The following is a 729-nucleotide window of genomic DNA, read 5'->3' as shown; positions in this document are numbered from 1 at the left end:
TGGTCTGACCGCTACCGATCCTGATCTTGCCAGTCGCCAGCCGTCGCGGCAGCGATGCCGAGGTCGTTTGGGTCAGCCCGCTGGTGAGGTCGCGCATCACAACAGCCGTAGGGGTAACCTGGATCATATACAGGCCCCACAGGTTCGCCACCGCCGGTTTGGTCACGCCAGCCAGGACGTTGGTGTTGGTTCCGGCGTCCGAGCCATAACCTGCAGTTGCGGTGATGCGATTCAAGGCCGAGAGGTAAATGCTCACACCGTAAGCGGCGCCGCCGTCACCGGCCTGGCCTTGATAGTTACCCAGGAACATGGGGCGATCGGCCACCACCGAACCGTCTGCGGCTGTCCGGGCGATGACGAACATCGTCATGGACTCGGTCTCGGACATGGCAGTTTCGATGAGATTCACCGTGCCCTTGCAGCTCAAGTAAGCCGCTTGAGGGACTGGGGCCCCCACCACCTTGCTCTGCCCCTTGCCCGGGGCGAAATTTCGACCTGCCTTGGTCAGGCTGGTGTTCAAGAAATGCACCGCCTCGAGCCCACGTCGCACAGGCGCGGCGTATTCAGTTGCCACGCTCTCGGCATCAACGCCCTTTGCAACCAATCGGACACCCATTGTTAACTCCTTAAAACCCAGTACTACGGTTGAACTCGAACATCACACAGGCGTTGTGCAATGCGAACGTGTTGCCAAGCGGGGACTGAACCTGGTCGTACAGGCCGTGTGTG

Annotated in this window: 1 protein-coding gene; it reads right to left on the bottom strand. The window is 60.5% G+C overall.

The window, feature by feature from the left end; translation table 11 throughout:
• On the bottom strand, positions 1-616 hold a 616-nt coding region (locus ACYCCG_RS26040; RefSeq protein WP_459672325.1), incomplete at its 3' end, for a hypothetical protein.
• Positions 617-729 lie beyond the last annotated feature (113 nt).

The sequence above is a fragment of the Pseudomonas sp. VEM90 genome (assembly GCF_054611535.1).
Note: the sequence above shows the minus strand (reverse complement) of the source record. Positions and strands in the feature narration are given on the sequence as shown.